Source organism: Vibrio owensii (assembly GCF_002021755.1).
GTDB lineage: Bacteria > Pseudomonadota > Gammaproteobacteria > Enterobacterales > Vibrionaceae > Vibrio > Vibrio owensii.
In genome coordinates, this window is the sequence record NZ_CP019960.1 from 1,747,781 (window position 1) to 1,762,295 (window position 14,515).

The 14,515-nt window shown below is 45.2% G+C and carries 17 protein-coding genes; 8 read left to right on the top strand and 9 right to left on the bottom strand.

The genetic code is table 11. The annotated features are described in order from the left end of the window. Positions 1 to 59: 59 nt before the first annotated feature. The gene (locus A9237_RS24290) at positions 60 to 674 is read right to left on the bottom strand and encodes a sugar O-acetyltransferase (protein WP_078609929.1); all 615 of its coding nucleotides are present in this window, start codon (positions 672 to 674) and stop codon (positions 60 to 62) included. Positions 675 to 849: 175 nt separating this feature from the next. Between A9237_RS24290 and A9237_RS24295 the strand changes: the two genes are divergently transcribed. Next, the gene (locus A9237_RS24295) at positions 850 to 1,656 is read left to right on the top strand and encodes a phosphotransferase (protein ID WP_078609930.1); all 807 of its coding nucleotides are present in this window, start codon (positions 850 to 852) and stop codon (positions 1,654 to 1,656) included. Here the strand turns inward: A9237_RS24295 and nqrM are convergent. From nqrM to A9237_RS24310, 3 genes are read right to left on the bottom strand one after another with little or no spacing between them, the layout of a single operon-like run. Next, positions 1,653 to 1,856, bottom strand: coding sequence for a (Na+)-NQR maturation NqrM (gene nqrM, locus A9237_RS24300; RefSeq protein WP_078609931.1), 204 nt, complete (start codon positions 1,854 to 1,856; stop codon positions 1,653 to 1,655). The genes A9237_RS24295 and nqrM overlap by 4 nt on opposite strands. Then, positions 1,856 to 2,353, bottom strand: coding sequence for a NifB/NifX family molybdenum-iron cluster-binding protein (locus A9237_RS24305; protein ID WP_078609932.1), 498 nt, complete (start codon positions 2,351 to 2,353; stop codon positions 1,856 to 1,858). Before A9237_RS24305 ends, nqrM begins: the two co-directional genes overlap by 1 nt. Next, on the bottom strand, positions 2,350 to 2,640 hold the full coding sequence (locus tag A9237_RS24310) for a DUF134 domain-containing protein (protein WP_005452940.1): 291 nt from the start codon (positions 2,638 to 2,640) through the stop codon (positions 2,350 to 2,352). Before A9237_RS24310 ends, A9237_RS24305 begins: the two co-directional genes overlap by 4 nt. A 341-nt stretch (positions 2,641 to 2,981) precedes the next feature. Between A9237_RS24310 and A9237_RS24315 the strand changes: the two genes are divergently transcribed. The 3 genes from A9237_RS24315 to A9237_RS24325 all read left to right on the top strand — a co-directional run bounded on the left by A9237_RS24315 (position 2,982) and on the right by A9237_RS24325 (position 6,196). Continuing rightward, positions 2,982 to 3,974, top strand: coding sequence for an ABC transporter substrate-binding protein (locus A9237_RS24315; RefSeq protein WP_005441515.1), 993 nt, complete (start codon positions 2,982 to 2,984; stop codon positions 3,972 to 3,974). Positions 3,975 to 4,062: 88 nt separating this feature from the next. Continuing rightward, complete coding sequence (locus A9237_RS24320) at positions 4,063 to 4,962, top strand: ABC transporter permease (RefSeq protein WP_020196104.1); 900 nt, start codon at positions 4,063 to 4,065, stop codon at positions 4,960 to 4,962. Next, on the top strand, positions 4,955 to 6,196 hold the full coding sequence (locus A9237_RS24325; RefSeq protein ID WP_009706378.1) for a quaternary amine ABC transporter ATP-binding protein: 1,242 nt from the start codon (positions 4,955 to 4,957) through the stop codon (positions 6,194 to 6,196). Before A9237_RS24320 ends, A9237_RS24325 begins: the two co-directional genes overlap by 8 nt. A gap of 76 nt (positions 6,197 to 6,272) precedes the next feature. On the opposite strand, the gene A9237_RS24330 is transcribed toward A9237_RS24325, so the two are convergent. Continuing rightward, complete coding sequence (locus tag A9237_RS24330) at positions 6,273 to 6,503, bottom strand: hypothetical protein (protein ID WP_078609933.1); 231 nt, start codon at positions 6,501 to 6,503, stop codon at positions 6,273 to 6,275. Positions 6,504 to 6,701: 198 nt separating this feature from the next. Between A9237_RS24330 and A9237_RS24335 the strand changes: the two genes are divergently transcribed. Both A9237_RS24335 and A9237_RS24340 read left to right on the top strand, forming a co-directional pair. Further along, positions 6,702 to 7,211 carry a copper resistance protein NlpE gene (locus A9237_RS24335; protein WP_005441521.1) on the top strand — a complete coding sequence of 170 codons (510 nt, stop codon included), beginning with the start codon at positions 6,702 to 6,704 and terminating at the stop codon, positions 7,209 to 7,211. A gap of 193 nt (positions 7,212 to 7,404) precedes the next feature. Then, entirely contained in the window at positions 7,405 to 8,217 is an 813-nt protein-coding gene (locus tag A9237_RS24340) for a 5'-methylthioadenosine/S-adenosylhomocysteine nucleosidase (protein ID WP_078609934.1), read from the top strand. 47 nt (positions 8,218 to 8,264) lie between these two features. Here A9237_RS24340 and A9237_RS24345 read toward each other — a convergent pair whose 3' ends face one another. Continuing rightward, positions 8,265 to 9,149 (bottom strand): LysR substrate-binding domain-containing protein, encoded by an 885-nt coding sequence (locus A9237_RS24345; RefSeq protein ID WP_009706381.1) that lies wholly within the window; start codon positions 9,147 to 9,149, stop codon positions 8,265 to 8,267. Between the two features lie 94 nt (positions 9,150 to 9,243). Here A9237_RS24345 and A9237_RS24350 point away from each other — a divergent pair, with 94 nt between their 5' ends. Beyond that, positions 9,244 to 10,152, top strand: a complete 909-nt coding sequence (locus A9237_RS24350) for a DMT family transporter (RefSeq protein WP_078609935.1) — start codon at positions 9,244 to 9,246, stop codon at positions 10,150 to 10,152. Positions 10,153 to 10,239: 87 nt separating this feature from the next. Here the strand turns inward: A9237_RS24350 and A9237_RS24355 are convergent, their stop codons facing one another. Next, on the bottom strand, positions 10,240 to 11,919 hold the full coding sequence (locus A9237_RS24355) for a hypothetical protein (RefSeq protein ID WP_078609936.1): 1,680 nt from the start codon (positions 11,917 to 11,919) through the stop codon (positions 10,240 to 10,242). 328 nt (positions 11,920 to 12,247) lie between these two features. Here A9237_RS24355 and A9237_RS24360 point away from each other — a divergent pair, with 328 nt between their 5' ends. Beyond that, entirely contained in the window at positions 12,248 to 13,339 is a 1,092-nt protein-coding gene (locus A9237_RS24360; RefSeq protein ID WP_078609937.1) for a transporter substrate-binding domain-containing protein, read from the top strand. An 81-nt stretch (positions 13,340 to 13,420) separates the two neighbouring features. On the opposite strand, the gene A9237_RS24365 is transcribed toward A9237_RS24360, so the two are convergent. Together A9237_RS24365 and A9237_RS24370 are read right to left on the bottom strand one after the other, a co-directional pair. Beyond that, on the bottom strand, positions 13,421 to 13,939 hold the full coding sequence (locus tag A9237_RS24365; protein ID WP_009706385.1) for a glycine zipper 2TM domain-containing protein: 519 nt from the start codon (positions 13,937 to 13,939) through the stop codon (positions 13,421 to 13,423). A 220-nt stretch (positions 13,940 to 14,159) separates the two neighbouring features. After that, a complete protein-coding gene (locus tag A9237_RS24370) occupies positions 14,160 to 14,507 on the bottom strand; it encodes a GlpM family protein (RefSeq protein ID WP_078609938.1) in 348 nt (115 codons plus the stop codon). Positions 14,508 to 14,515 lie beyond the last annotated feature (8 nt).

Genomic DNA, 14,515 nt, shown 5'->3' on the forward strand with positions numbered 1-14,515 from the left:
CGCCTTGTTCTGATCTTCACCGTTGGTTTTAAATACTTCGCTCTAGAAAACCTTCTTGTCTAATCCAACTTCATTTCCATCAACGGTCGCCACATCTCGATGATCTCTTCTTCGGATGGCATTTCGCTTTGCTCGATGGTTTTCACTACGCGACATGGATTCCCCACTGCAACGCAATCTGCCGGGATGTCTTTGGTCACCACGCTGCCTGCCCCAATAATCGCTCGGTCACCAATTGTCACGCCATCCAAAATGATGGCACCCGCACCAATCCACACACTATCACCGATGGTAATCGGGTTGCCCGTTGCTATCGGACGAACACGTTCGGCGAGTTCAAATGGATGCCCCGCCGTACTGATCACCACATTGGGACCAATTTGCACATACTCACCAATATGAACAGGCGCAAGATCGAGAATGGTAACGCCAGCATTCAAAAAGCCACCTTGGGTAAAATGAATGTTTTTACCCATATCACAATAGAACGGCGGCACGATGTTCACGCCGTTTGCACTGCCAAGAAGTGATTCGATGATCTCGGCTTTCTTCAAATGCTCAGAAGGTCGTGCGTGGTTAAAGTCATACAGCTTCTCCTTCACTTCGGTTTGAAACTCAAACAACTCAGGCGTAATAGGAATATGCACAGAAAAATCAGCCAGTTTACTACTCATCGACAACCTCTAAAGAACCAAAAAAACATCGATAAATAATCGTAAATTCAGCCAGTTAACTACCAATTTTTCGCATCATTTCGCTAGGTATTTGCGAGCAACAACGCATTTTGATGTTGGCAATTGGACGCTCGATGTTTATCTTGAAATTCCATTCAGCATGGAAAGCAGATTGATGCCACGAAAAGAGCTAAGCCAGATGGGCAGCGCCCAAGTGTTCCTAACAGAAAAAGAAGGACTTAAAGTCATTGAGAAACGCAACCCTACGCAGGTTGAAGTAGCGTTTTACCAAAATCAATCTGCCAAATTTAATCAGCAAGGTATCCTTGTCCCAGAATTCATTGGGTTCGACGCTGAGCAAAATACGTTATGGATTGAGTACATTCCTCACCCAGTAGATCAAGCATTCCTTCTACAAGATCCAAGAGTTTTGAGGCGCCTTGCCCAAATTCATCAAACTCCACAGCCCACCAATAACACCATATTTAAATCCCATACGTGGACAGATGAAGCAACAACATCAGCATTTGAAACCCTCCACCTCGATGCTCAAACCGAGGCTCACCTCCGACGTCTTCAAACCCAAGCAAAATGCCTCTTCAAGCCCCAAACTCTGCTTTCCGGAGACAGTAATGCAGGCAACTGGGGGCTAAGGGATAATGGCGATTTGGTACTGTTCGATTGGGAACGTTTTTCTACTGGTCATCCTGCGATTGACCTATCGCCCTTAGTAGCAGGAATGGGCACCATGGAAGACTACAAACAAATCGCAAAACAATACATAGCAATGGGTGGAAAGGGGATAGAATCAGAAATCACCACTGCAGTCCTACTAGCAAAAGCTTGGATATTAATTGAAGTGACAAATTTGCTGGTTTCCAGAAACAATCCGCAAGCCAGCAAATATATAGAATGGTTTAGACAGACATTACCAAAGTGGTGCAAATCGGTGTCATTAGAGGCAGGTTTAGCTGAGCGTTAGCTTATCGAACTCGGCTCTTGGATCTGATAGAGGCGGCGCTCGTTGTCTGCACAAGTACTCTCACAGTTACACACTTTATCAACGCCTACGTTATTCAAACCACCGCAACTACCTTGAATGCGTTTGTTATGAAAGATCACGCCCAGTGACATCAACAAAATGATGGCTAAGAACCCAAGAAAAGTGAACAACCAAACCATTACTTCACCTCTTTCACGTAAGAAGAAACCAATGCTTTGAGTTTCATCGGACGAAGCGTCATGAGTGTTTTTTGGGATTGAGATTGAGGATTAAGCAATAACGACGGCGCTTTTTTGCTGCCACAGCCTCCGCAACCACCTTTCTTAGCGTGATTGATAGAAGGTCGACCTTGCGTGGCAAGCGTTAATGGCGAACGCGGCACACCCATCACGTCATCCAGTGAACTGCGAGTCGATAGCTTAAAGACTTGCTTACCACTGCTCAAAAGCTTACCCAGTGCACGTTCACCAATGTTGCGAACCAATACCGCATCCACTTTGTATTCTTGCAAAGATTGGATAAGTTGTGATTTTGCTTTGCAGCCAGCTTGTGGCATAGAAGCAATGTTAGCTAGATTCTTTAACAATCCGTCTGAATCGGAATAAATCGCAATGTATGGGGCTTTAACAAAGTGATTGGCGACGCGTTCGCCGTCATTCGGAATAGCGTAAATCATGAGTTTGACTCCTGGTCAGGAAAAACAAGTGCATGACCCTCAACTAGGCTTTTCGCGACTTTAAAACGCGCGCTTTTAACCGTATTACCAAAGGTCTGGCGAGAGACTCCCATTTGGTCGGCGGCTTGTTGCTGGCTCAATCCTTCCAGATCGGCCAATCTCAATGCCTCTAGTTCTTCTGGCAATATGTTGACTTTTTCTAGCTCGTAAAACGGTACACCATTAGGCTTAAAGCAATGGTGCGCTGCACGTCCACATATGCGTCTTTCTATTTTTGGTCTCGCCATCACATCCTCTCTACAAAACGCCTTCACCTTACGCCCGTTTATGGCATATGCCAATTATAGTTTTTAGCATATGCCAATATCTTAGTTTGCAAAAATCGTATCCATAGCGAAATATTCGTTAGACATCTAATAATAATGTAACAACACATACAAACCACCATACGATTCATTGACATGAGTCGATAAAAAACCTCGCATTTCTGTGGCTATTTTCATCAAATGTTCACCGTCATTTTCACGCTTGTTAACAAATAAAGCTATAATTCATCTAACACATTAGTTTGAACACTAATGATTAATTCGTTACCCTAAGTGAGCTATTTAGAGAAAGGAAACTCAATATGACGTACAAAACTCCCTTACTACTAGCGATTGGTGCGCTAGCAGCGACCAACGCAAACGCAAGTGAGTGTGGAACGGTTACCATTGCAGATATGAACTGGAACTCTGCAACACTGATTGCCAATGTGGACCGTTTTATTCTTGAGCACGGCTACGGCTGTGATGCCGAACTCATCCCAGGCGACACCATGCCTACCGGCACCTCAATGATCGAAAAAGGACAGCCCGATGTGGCACCAGAACTTTGGAGTAACAGCCTTAAAGATGCGCTAGACAAAGGTGTTGAAGAAAAACGCCTACGTTATGCTGGTAAAGCACTCGTTGATGGCGGTGAAGAAGGTTTCTGGATTCCTGCATACCTTGTTAAGCAATACCCTGAAATGAAAACCATCGAAGGTGTGAAAAAACACGCGAAGCTGTTCTCTCACCCTGAAGACAAAGCAAAATCCGCATTCTACAGCTGTCCTGCTGGTTGGAACTGTCAGATCAGCGCAGGCAACCTTTTCAAAGCAATGGATCTTGCTGACTCAGGTTTTGACATCATTGACCCAGGCTCAAGTGCCGGTCTATCTGGTTCCATCGCAAAAGCTTACGAACGCGAACAAGCATGGTTTGGTTATTACTGGGCACCAACTGCGGTTCTTGGTAAGTACGACATGGTTAAAGTCGATTTCGGTAGCGGCGTTAATGAAGAAGAGTTCGTGAGCTGTACAACCCAAGCCGATTGTGAAGCGCCAAAAGCAACCATGTACCCACCTTCACCAGTGCACACGATTACCACTGAAGAGTTTGCTTCACGTTCTCCAGCTGCATACGACTACTTCACTAAACGTGGTTTCACCAATGCAGACATGAACCAACTGCTCGCTTGGATGGAAGACAATCAAGCAGACGGTGAAGAAACCATGTTCCATTTCCTAGAAAACTACCCACAGATCTGGACCGCATGGGTTCCTCAAGACGTAGCTAAAAAAGTGCAAGGTGCACTGTAAGACTTAGACGTTTCGTAAATGGTATAGGAATACCAAAATTGTTGTATGCCGAGACTCGCTTGAGTCTCGGCAAGAAAAGGAAGTAAACATGTCTGACTCGAATTGGCTTAGCGAATTCCCAGAAATGGATCGCTCAGATCTTAGAGCCATCCGCAAAACCTTAGATGGTGCCTACCGCGATTTCTCTCGCGAATACGGCGACCTAATTGAATCATTCTTCGACCCTCTTCTCTCATTTCTCGTTTGGTTCGAAAAACTCCTCATTTCTACACCATGGATGATCATCCTTGCTGTGTGTACCGCGTTGGTTTATGCCGCAAGCCGATCGTGGAAATTGGCTGTCGCGTGTTTCGTGTCATTGATCCTGATTGGGTACTTTGGCATGTGGGAAGACACGATGCGGACGCTCAGCATTATCACGGTGTGTACCATGCTCGCCATTGCGCTCGGTATTCCGATTGGTATTGCCATGGCGCGCTCAAATCGCGTGCAATCCGTCGTAACCCCGCTTCTTGATGTTATGCAAACCATGCCCGCGTTCGTTTACCTGATTCCGGTCGTGATGCTTCTAGGTATTGGTAAGATTCCGGGCTTGATTGCCGTGGTTATCTACGCGATTCCACCAGTGATTCGTTTAACCAACTTAGGTATTCGACTGGTAGATAAAGAAGTACTTGAAGCCGCTACTGCCTTTGGTGCCAGTAAGAAGCAGCGCTTAGTCGGCGTGCAATTACCTTTGGCAATGCCAACCATCATGGCTGGTATCAACCAAACCATCATGATGGCGCTTTCTATGGTCGTTATTGCTTCGATGATTGGCGTAAAAGGCTTAGGTCAGCCAGTATTAAAGTCAATCACGAACCAGTATTTCACGCTTGGTCTGCTTAACGGCTTGGCAATTGTGGCACTGGCGATTCTGTTTGACCGTGCATCGCAAGCTTACGCAAAACGAACGCAAGCACACCTAGGAGATCTGAAACATGACTAAGCCACTTATTGAAATCAGCGGCCTGTATAAGATCTTCGGCCGAAAACCAAATTCTGTTATCGACCGTGTTAAGCAAGGACAAAGCAAAGACCAAATCCTTGCTGATACTGGCCATACCGTTGGTTTAAAAGACATCAACCTGCAAATCAACAAAGGCGAAATCTTCGTTATCATGGGCCTATCTGGCTCTGGCAAGTCGACCATGATTCGTCACTTCAACCGTTTGATTGACCCGACCATGGGACAAATCTTAGTTGAAGGCGTCGACGTAATGCAGTTGTCGTCAAAAGAGTTGGAAGAGTTTCGTCGCCATAAGATGTCGATGGTATTCCAACGCTTTGGCCTGTTGCCTCATCGAACTGTGGTTGACAACGTAGCTTACGGCTTGGAAATCCAAGGCATCAAGAAAGAAGCACGTCTTGCCAAAGCCAACGAGTGGTTGGAAACAGTTGGCCTTAAAGGTTACGAGAATCAATACCCTGCACAGCTTTCAGGTGGCCAGCAACAACGTGTAGGCTTGGCTCGCGCATTGGCGACTGACGCTGAGATCCTATTGATGGATGAAGCCTTCTCGGCCCTTGACCCACTGATCCGAAGCGAGATGCAAGATCAGCTAATTGAACTGCAAGAGAAGCTACATAAGACCATTATCTTTATTACTCACGATTTGGACGAAGCACTTCGCTTGGGCGACCGCATTGCTATCTTGAAAGACGGCGAATTGGTACAGCAAGGTTCTCCAGACGAAATTCTGCTTCATCCTGCTGATGAATATGTAGAAGCCTTCGTTAAGGACGTTAACCGAGCACGCGCTCTAACCGTAGAAACCGTGATGCAGCCACCGGCGTATCGCATTGCGGCGACGACCATTGAAGAAGCCTTGATAGAAATGAAACGCGTGAAGCAAGACTATGCCTACCATGTAACCGACGACGGCTATCAAGGCGTGGTGACCAAAGAGAGCTTGCTTGACGCTGCGAAAACCGATGCAGCACAAGAACTCGATGAAGAAATCTACGAAGAAGTGCCTGTTGTCTCTCCTGATTCTGTGATTGAAGAAGTGCTACCGGACACCATGTCTTGTGACTACTCACTGCCAGTTGTCGATGACGAAGGTAATCTGCAAGGCGAACTAGAACGAAGCGCCGTGGCCGAAATCTTCACTGACAATACCGAAGAGGAATCTCCGTCAAAGGAGGTCAAAACGCCACCAGCAATGGATAAGGCATCCTAATACGCAAAAGGCTCATCATGTGATGAGCCTTTTTGTTTGCTTTACTGTCTCTTCAATATTGGTGTTATTACTATCCCTACAGCCATATAAGCAGTGCAAAGATTAACAGACTCAACACGATACCAAGCAGAGCAATCCGTCCCCGCATTTCTGTCGAGACGGGACGATGCGGTCTTTTACCTAGCGTCAGAATATACAATCCCGCGTAACCGATACTGTAAGCAACCCTGTCTAAAAAAAGTTCGATCAACAACCAACGGATAAGTGCTCCCAATACCCTAAGCGCACCTATAACTAATTCTTCCATTTTCTTTCCTTTTCCTTCTTCTTTGCAAATCACTGACGTTAAAGAGTTTTTCTAACAGAGGCTGTTCAATGGTTTGCTTTGTTCTGACGCAGGTCTAGGAAACAAGTCTATTATTATCACGGTATACCTAAGTGACCTTAGCATACATGCAACGAGATTACTTTGGTATGTCAACTTGTTGATTTAGAGAGGAATAAAATGAAAAAGACATTATTAGCACTCACAGGTGCGGTCATTATTCTAGCAGGCTGTCAGGATGAGAAACCAGCGGAGACAACTGCGGTTGACGTTCCTCAAGCCACTGAAGTTGAAAGCACGGTTGATGCGACACCAATTGAAGAAGAGCAAGTGATCACTCCGGACACGTTCGTAGATTCTGGCCACAATGCGCAAAATGCATTGGATTGGAACGGCATTTACAAAGGTAAGCTTCCTTGTGCAGATTGTGCGGGTATCGATACCACGCTAACCCTGAACGAAGACGGCACTTACTCATTGGTAGAGCTTTATGAAGGCAAAGAAGGCGACCCAATCAAGTCAGAAGGTAAATTCACTTGGAACGAATCAGGCAACACCATTACATTGGTTGACGAGTCTGGTCCAAACCAGTACTTCGTTGGCGAAAACATGCTAATGAAGCTGGACATGAACGGCGAAAAAGCAACAGGCGAGTTGGCTTCATTCTACAACCTGAGCAAGATGCCTTAATGCTGAATAGCAATTCAATTTAATCCTGATAAAGACCAAATCCGAGCCTCCCCCGCTCGGATTTTTTCATTCTCGTTAATTAGAACGACAATCAAGAATTTTCATTTATTAAGAAAAATAACAATCCAACCAATTGACGCAAACGATTGCTATTGATAGATTGCGCCATCTTTTTTATTTGTAAGTATGTCGTATGCAAATCTTTAAACGTTTCGCTGCACTTGTTCCTGCAGTACTTTCCTTCTCTATTTTCGCTCAAACTCAACCTATCCTTGTTCAGGGTGCAATGGATATTGAAACCAGTACATTGGTTGAAGCATTGGATGATGCGAAAGAAACCACCGTTGGCTCTTGGACTTTCTGGCAAGGTGAAATCGACGGCTACCCAGTTGTCGTGTCTCGTACCGAGGTTGGCTTAGCGAACGCTGCTGCTTCTACCACGATTGCGATTGAACACTTCAATCCTAAGTACATCATCAACCAAGGCACATCAGGCGGTCACGATCCTGAGCTATACCGTGGTGACATTGTCGTGGGTGAAGCCAGCTTCAACATGGGCTCTTACAAGTCTGAGTTTACTGAAAAAGGCAAAGGCATCGACCCAACGAAGTGGCAGAACTTCGACGTAACCATGCGTCTGCGTGAAAACGGCGAGTTTGTTGAACACAAACAATTCAAAGCGGATCCGGCACTGGTTGAAACCGCTCTTTCTTTGTCTGAAGAATACAAGAAAGGCAAAGTCGTGAAAGGCTTGATTGGCTCAGCGGACGAGTGGAACCGCGAAGTGGATCGTATCAACTGGTTCCATGAAACGTACGGTACGTCTGTTGAAGAAATGGAAACGTCATCAGCGGCATTGGTTGCTCAAGCTTATCAAGTGCCTTTCATTGGCATCCGTATCCTTTCGAACACAGATCAACACAAGCAAGACTTCGAACCACAAACTGCAGTCGATTGTCAGCTATACACGATTGATGTGATTAAAGCGCTGATCAAAAAACAATAGTCGCTTTTTTGAATCGCAAAGGGAGGCCGAGTGCCTCCCTTTCTTGTTTATAAGCACTGCTGTTTAAGCCAGTTGGTCAACTTAATGATTTCTGGCTGGCGAGCTCGATTCTTCTTATGCACGAAGTAAAAGCTGTCGCCCGTTTCCAAGCCGTGAGAGGGGATATAAACCAAGTCTTGAGCCTTATCCCGCTCATTCAACATGAAGTCATTGGCAAACGTAATGCCCTGGTCGTAACGCGCGGCTTCGATAGCCAACAGCATGTGACTGAAATGCTGCATATCAATGTCTTTAGGCAATTCAAACCCGCCTGCTTTACACCACTCCGCCCAATCTTTACCGCGCTCACGATAGATAGAATCAGTAGAAAGAATCGGATAGTGCCAAAGCGCATCTGGCATCGGTTGATCTTGAATTTCCTTCCAAATGTTGAGGCTGCATACCGGATACAAGGTCTCATCATATAAGCGAACTGCCATGTAGTTGCGCTTTGGCTTCTGTACCGTGATAAAGCAATCACCAACGCTGTCGGTTTGCTCTGGGTCTCCTGCAACCATGTTGAGCGTCAGATCGATTTCTGGATGCTGACGCTTGAAGTCCGCCAATCGTGGGATCAACCATTTCACCGCCAGCGAGCTGTAAATCGCCAAACGTAGACTGCCCTTTTCGCCTTCACGCACTTTTTGGCTCGCCATCGCAATGGCACTGATCGCAGGGCTGATGTCTTCAAGATAACGAAAGCCCGTATCCGAGAGTGATAGCTTACGACCTTGGCGAATAAACAGAGCTTCACCAAGGTAGTCTTCTAATATACGAATCTGATGACTCACGGCGCTTTGGGTTACGTTGAGCTCTTCTGCTGCAAGGGAAAAGCTCAAATTACGCGCAACGGACTCAAAACAGTGAACCGCTCTCAGAGGTGGCAATTTCATTATCTAAAAATCTCATACTTAAACTAATAAATATCATTTCACTTCATCCTATGACATCACCTACTCTTTGGCAAAGAATGAGGAGAGGAATAACGTGAAAGTCACATCTGTCGGCGCAGCCATGCTGCTATTAATTGTTGGTAACCTAATTGCGGTGCTCTCAGACGCTTTGATCAAAAGTGTCGGTAACGAGGTGCCGGTTTTTCAGTTCGTGTTTTACCGACAGCTGTCAGCAGTGATGATTTTGTTACCTGTATTCTTGCTCACCAAACAAGCACCGTTGATGGAAGGCTTTAAATGGCATGCAGTGCGTGCCCACGTTTGGCTAACTGGCGCGATTTTCATGGTGTTTGCTATCTCGTCTATGCCCCTCGCCACCGCAAATGCGATCTTTTATGCCGCTCCTTTGATCATGTTACCTCTGGCAGCGATCTTCTTTGGAGAGAAGCTTTCTGCACAATCTATTGCAGCGGCAGTGATGGGCTTTGCAGGCGTGCTTGTGATTATTCGACCAGACCAAGTTGATTGGGCGGCACTATCTGCTCTGGTTGTCGCGGTTACGTTAGCAATTAACAACCTGTTGATCCGCAAGTTGCCAAAGAACCAATCAGTGCCACACACGCTATTGATGACTAACCTAGCCGGCATTCCTGTCTCTCTATTGTTAGTGTTTATCGAGGGTGAAGCGTGGGATTGGAGCTCATTCCCTGTTGCAGCAGGTTCAAGCCTATTCATCATGATTTACGCGGCAACTTGTGTACTGGCTTATCGCTCTATCGATAGCAACAAAATCGCCAGCGCAGAATACAGCGGCTTGATTGGTGCGGTAATCGTTGGTTTGATTTGGTTTGGTGAAGTGCCAGATATCTTTATGGCAATTGGCACAGTGATGATTGTGGTGCCTCTGGTTTGGCTATCTAAGCGCGAACGCCGCAAACAAAAACAAGCCCAAGCAGCCAAACTTTCGGAAGAGCAAAAACATCATCAAGCGCCAGCAGCGTAAATGACCAAAAAAGCCGAGCATTCATCGCTCGGCTTTTTGTTTTTGGGCAACACAGATGAGCCTTGTCTTTCGTGGATTATCTACTCATTAGTTTTTGATGGCGTTAATGGTTACCGCTTTTTGCTGTAACGCTTTAAAGTCAGCGCTCTGCTTAATTTGGTTCAAAGTGTCAGTAACATCAAACGTACCAACTACCTGCTTTGCGGCCTCAAAGGGTGTCACTCCTTTTTGCAATTGAAGAATGTCATAACCAGCCGCCTTCAACGCATAAATTGCAGCGGCACCACTTGGATAGAAGTATCCCCAACCAAACTGAGACTCCACACTTTCACGGTTTTGATACTGAGTCGTAAACGCGTAGCTATCAACAAACTTGAGCTCGGAAAAATTTGGTAGCGCATTTCTCAATGCCATCACTTCAACATACCAAGCGCTGCCTTCGAACAACTCTTGGCCAAGTCCCATATTCTTCGCATAACGCTTGCTGCTGGTATCAATATTGATTTGCTCCTGAGTCAAAGCGATGTATTGCTTAAGCATGGTTTTCGCTTCGTCCTGGGTTATTGTTTTAGGCAAGGATTTAAACAGATCCAGTACCGCTAACTTGTAAGTTATCTGCTCTACATTCACAGGGTAACCGTTGAGCTCGTTAAAGTAATTGGCAGGGTCGCTAAAGTGCTCCAGCTGATAATCATGAAACATCTCATGCACAGCTAATGCGATAGTATTGCGTTGATGCTCACCTTTTACGAAGGTCCCTGACGGCTTATACACTTGGAGATAGTACTTCGCTCCGTTAAACGTATATTGCCTTTCATACACTCCATTACCTTTGTTTATTGCGTCATGAAAGACGTGCATATTGGTTTCGTATTGATAGATATTCAGAGCCCCACTTTCATTGACGCCTAACTTTTGCGCTTCTTCTGGGACTTTGGAAGGATTGACCAAATAGGCAGTGACTGGCGTGCTGCTCTTTTCATCCAAACGTAGAAAGTAAGCTGGCGTACCTGATAAGTAGTCCCCATAACCGCCCCAAACAGATTGGAATTTCAGTGCATTCACAGAGGCATTAAGTTGCTCGAAAAGCTTACTATCAACGTCATTGGTCAAAGACGTTTCGCCTTCTGAAGAGACTAGTTTACCGAGGCCATACTTGGTTATCTCTTGCTCAGACATGTTGTGTATGTCTTGCGCCGGCGCGGCATTAATCGTGAAGTAGTAAAAACCTTCTGGGTCTGACAATCCCATCTTTTTGTAGTAATCGATGTAAGGTTGATGATACTTGTGACCAACAGGGAAATCCGTTGCAACTTGATCTTCCGTTGACCATGAATGAACGCCAATCGTTGCGCCGCTTTCAATCGTTCGGTTTACACCTGCCAAAAACAAATCAGTGCCGCCAGAAGCAATTTGCCCACTGCTTGCAATATAGGAATCCAACTGTTTAGCGCGAACTTGATAAGCCAGTTCGAGGTTTGATTCATCATCAACAGAACCATCAATACTGATGAACTTGAGCTGCTTCACGTTGGCGTGTTTTGTCATCATTTGCTCAAACGCCTTTGGTGAACCCTGACAAATAACACCTTGCAGTTCTGCGACGTCTCCTTTCACAACAAACGACAAACCCGGCTCTTGAGCTGACAGTTGGTCTCCACATTGAGAAGTAAATGTGTTGGTTGATGATGTGCTTTGGTCTTTCCCTTCTGAACCACAACCAGATAATGCCACGGCAATGCTCAGCGCCAATATTTGTTTTTTCATTCCTTTCCCCAATAAAACACTGTTCGATATAAGGAATGATAAACAAAAAAATCCTGTTTTCTGGCGATTCTTACGTTGGCTTACAAACGCTTAATAATCCATCGATAACACCGGTTTTGTAAGCAACTCGCATACAATTTTGGTTGCCTAAACATTCGAGGGAGCCTCAGATAGGCATCAGCTGCTATAGTTAAAACAGTAAATAATAAAACTAGGGCAGTATTGAAATCGTCATCACCTCTCCTACTTTCTCAGCACTCTGGCATTTTTAGAGCGAGCGTTCGCTCTTGATTCGATTCATCGCTGCCTCTTTTTTGAGGGTCTGCGCATGCAAATTGGTTTCAAATCGACACTTCAATCTTTTGTCCTTTCAACGCTTTTTCTTATCTCTGTTTTCAGCCCTTATGCTTCTGCATCTTCACTAAAAGTAGGGACTTACCCCTGCCCACCCTTTGTCATCGGCTTTGTTGATTCGGAGCTAAACGGCCTCAGTATTGAGTTGTGGGAACAAATAGCCAAAGAGATGAATGTCGAGTTCACTTTCGAAAACCACCCATTGGACGATCTTCTTAACTCGATAGAAACGGAACAAATCGATATTGGTGTTTCATGCATTTCTATTACTCCCGAACGTGAGTTATTCGCTGACTTCTCCCACTCTTTCTATGAGACCCACCTTGCAATTGCAGTTAAAAATCAAGGGTACCTACATACCTTACAATCGATCTTCATGAACCCTGCATTGTGGTTAATCGTTGGCGCGATCATTCTGGTTGCAGGTTTGGTTGGAGCGTTTTTCTACGCGATAGAAGAGGGGAAAAATGAAAAGCTGTATTCGATGAACAGCCGAGTAGGACGTTGGGTTGAGAGCTTTATCCTTGGACTTCTCTTCATTACGCGAGGCCCCTTTAACTACTTCGAGTTTAAGAGCTTAACAGGACGAATCGTCACGGTGTTTATTGGTGTGTTTAGCATGCTCTTTATCGCCAGTATCACAGCTGTGCTGGCTAGCAAATTGACCCTAAGCCAAGGCTATTCTCAAATCAAAAGCATTAACGATCTCGCCAATGTCAAAGTGGGAACCAAAACCGCAACCACCTCATCTTTGTTACTGACAAGCTTCGGTATTCGTCATCACGATTATCAAGACATGACTGCGCTTTTAAATGCATTGGATACTGGAGAAGTCGAAGCAATTGTTGCCGATGACGTCGTGCTCAAATACATGATTGGTAACGGCAGAATATCGGGGCAATATGAAGATTTAGAGGTGTTGCCTTACCAGCTAGAAAAGCAGAACTATGGTTTCATCATTACAGAAAACAATCCGTATGAAGAAGAGATCAATCGCGCTCTACTGCAAATTCGTGAATCACGAAAATGGCGTAAGATTTTGGTCGATTATTTTGCAGACAAGTAGTGTTCACCACTGTCTTCTAAAACGAAAAAAGCCCTTAAGTTCAATGAACAAAAGGGCTTTTGCATTCAATCTCGTTGGCGATTATTGCGGTAGAACCACTTTGCCATCTTGAATTGGGAAAGTTTTACCTGCAGGTTTGCTTTGCATACGAACGGTTGTTGGCGCGCCAGCAACTTCGTAAGTGACATCGTAACCCACTACTTTCTCAGACGTCGTGTATTCAGTGTGACATTGCTTCTCAGTTGATGTCACAACATCACCTTTTTGCACATTGTCTTGGATCTTACGACCTGTCATCGCACCAGCAACAGTACCTGCAGCAGTCGCAATCACTTTACCTGAACCACCACCGATTTGGTTACCCAATGCAGCACCTGCCGCTGCACCACCCACAGTACCAAGGATCTTGTTGTTGTCCGTTGGTTCTACTTGATGTGTTACTACCACGTCTTTACACACTTGGTGTGGGTTTTTCACAGTTTCTGTTACCGCTTCAACAAGCGTGATATTTGCTTCTGTTGGTGCTGGTGGCGTTTTGTCTTTACAACCCGCTAGTACTGCAACAACCGCTGTTGCGATTGCGATAGATTTCATATTCATGATTTACTTTCCGATACGGTTATCTTTGTTTGGCGATATAGTAAATCTAGAAGAAAAATTCACATCAGGTGAAAACAAACGTCCGGTCATTAGCAGGTTAAAATACAGCGTTTTATAAACGCCGTGTTAGAGAAAGCTCAGGGAAAGGTCAATTGGAGCGAGATCACATCAGCTTGAGCAATGAATATTGCGCTAACTACAATGCCAAGTTGAGCAAACTTTAGGCAGGCACCATCCAACGAGTCCAAAATGCAAGCAATATCGAGGCAAACATGACCCATACTAGCGTTGCAGCCGTCAATGTCCCCACCAAACTAAAGCGGTAGCTAAAGTAGAAAACAGAAATTAGGTACGCCGCATAAGGAATCAAAGAATAGATGCCAAACAGAGCCGTTTGGCGCAGGGCTTCCATGTCTCGCTCGCTACCGACAATAAAGTGCGCGATCAGAGCAAAGGTCGGAAACAAAGGCACGAGCCCTGCGATATAAAAGCTTTTCGACTTCGATAGCATGGCAATAATCAATACTGCCACTGCACCAAGCAAAGATTTAAGAAACAGACTGGTCATCAGTGTAT

Coding starts and splice junctions, on each gene's coding strand:
- A9237_RS24305 (WP_078609932.1), bottom strand. CDS start 2,353: ATGATTTACGCTATTCCGAATGACGGCGAACGCGTCGCCAATCACTTT.
- A9237_RS24330 (WP_078609933.1), bottom strand. CDS start 6,503: ATGGAAGAATTAGTTATAGGTGCGCTTAGGGTATTGGGAGCACTTATC.
- A9237_RS24315 (WP_005441515.1), top strand. CDS start 2,982: ATGACGTACAAAACTCCCTTACTACTAGCGATTGGTGCGCTAGCAGCG.
- A9237_RS24335 (WP_005441521.1), top strand. CDS start 6,702: ATGAAAAAGACATTATTAGCACTCACAGGTGCGGTCATTATTCTAGCA.
- A9237_RS24340 (WP_078609934.1), top strand. CDS start 7,405: ATGCAAATCTTTAAACGTTTCGCTGCACTTGTTCCTGCAGTACTTTCC.
- A9237_RS24310 (WP_005452940.1), bottom strand. CDS start 2,640: ATGGCGAGACCAAAAATAGAAAGACGCATATGTGGACGTGCAGCGCAC.
- A9237_RS24290 (WP_078609929.1), bottom strand. CDS start 674: ATGAGTAGTAAACTGGCTGATTTTTCTGTGCATATTCCTATTACGCCT.
- A9237_RS24325 (WP_009706378.1), top strand. CDS start 4,955: ATGACTAAGCCACTTATTGAAATCAGCGGCCTGTATAAGATCTTCGGC.
- A9237_RS24345 (WP_009706381.1), bottom strand. CDS start 9,149: ATGAAATTGCCACCTCTGAGAGCGGTTCACTGTTTTGAGTCCGTTGCG.
- A9237_RS24365 (WP_009706385.1), bottom strand. CDS start 13,939: ATGAATATGAAATCTATCGCAATCGCAACAGCGGTTGTTGCAGTACTA.
- A9237_RS24355 (WP_078609936.1), bottom strand. CDS start 11,919: ATGAAAAAACAAATATTGGCGCTGAGCATTGCCGTGGCATTATCTGGT.
- A9237_RS24370 (WP_078609938.1), bottom strand. CDS start 14,507: ATGACCAGTCTGTTTCTTAAATCTTTGCTTGGTGCAGTGGCAGTATTG.
- nqrM (WP_078609931.1), bottom strand. CDS start 1,856: ATGGTTTGGTTGTTCACTTTTCTTGGGTTCTTAGCCATCATTTTGTTG.
- A9237_RS24295 (WP_078609930.1), top strand. CDS start 850: ATGCCACGAAAAGAGCTAAGCCAGATGGGCAGCGCCCAAGTGTTCCTA.
- A9237_RS24320 (WP_020196104.1), top strand. CDS start 4,063: ATGTCTGACTCGAATTGGCTTAGCGAATTCCCAGAAATGGATCGCTCA.
- A9237_RS24360 (WP_078609937.1), top strand. CDS start 12,248: ATGCAAATTGGTTTCAAATCGACACTTCAATCTTTTGTCCTTTCAACG.